Source organism: Nocardioides terrigena, from assembly GCF_003047265.1.
GTDB lineage: Bacteria > Actinomycetota > Actinomycetes > Propionibacteriales > Nocardioidaceae > Nocardioides > Nocardioides terrigena.
This window is the reverse complement of the sequence record NZ_PZYY01000044.1, coordinates 1-768: the sequence shown is the minus strand read 5'-3', so window position 1 is coordinate 768 and position 768 is coordinate 1. Positions and strand designations below refer to the sequence as shown.

The 768-nt window shown below is 41.8% G+C and carries 2 protein-coding genes; both read right to left on the bottom strand.

Translation table 11 applies throughout. The features are described from left to right. Nucleotides 1-346 (bottom strand): primosomal replication protein N (priB, locus tag DAE25_RS22720; RefSeq protein WP_199907742.1); only part of this gene is annotated, 346 nt, incomplete at its 3' end. Then, nucleotides 321-695 (bottom strand): 30S ribosomal protein S6, encoded by a 375-nt coding sequence (gene rpsF, locus DAE25_RS22715; RefSeq protein ID WP_005598107.1) that lies wholly within the window; start codon nucleotides 693-695, stop codon nucleotides 321-323. The genes priB and rpsF, both read right to left, overlap by 26 nt. Nucleotides 696-768: the final 73 nt, after the last annotated feature.

The window sequence follows — 768 nt, the reverse complement described above, 5'->3', positions numbered from 1 at the left end:
GCTTCTCCTGATCTATAAATTCAATATGTTCGGCATGAACGACTAATTGGCTTAAACCGTTATAGTCTTTGTGAGTGTGGATAAATCCGTAAACTCTAATTTTATCGCCGAGCTTTATTTGTTGGGTTATTAAACTAAATTGATTGCCATTTAAAATCACTTGGATTTTACACCACGCTTGACGCTCTAAATTTACTTCGGTTTGAATTGAACGATGTTCAAGCCAAAAACGGTAATTCGGAACCCCTAACGGGTTTTGGCTTTGCTTAACCGTTGAAGCGACCGAGCCGCTCAGAATTAAGCAATTATCAATCGGCGAATTACTCGCCAGCTTCCTCTGATTCAACTTCAGCTACCGCTTCAGCAACTTTGCTTTCTTTCGCTTTCACCATTGGTGACGCTTCAGTTACTGCCGCTTTAGTGTGAACGATTAAGTTACGAAGAACTGCATCGTTATAACGGAAGTTAGTTTCTAACTCGTCGATTACACTTTGAGGTGCTTCTACATTCATTAACACGTAGTGTGCTTTGTGAAGTTTGTTGATTGGGTATGCTAATTGACGACGACCCCAATCTTCTAAGCGATGAACTTGACCGCCAGCTTCTTTAACAGACGCTGTGTAACGCTCAATCATTGCCGGTACTTGTTCGCTTTGGTCCGGGTGAACCATAAAAACGATTTCGTAGTGACGCATTGACTATCCTTACGGGTTAGCAGCCTCCAACTTTAGCCAGTCACCAACTTGTGGAAGCAAGGATTAAAAAAAC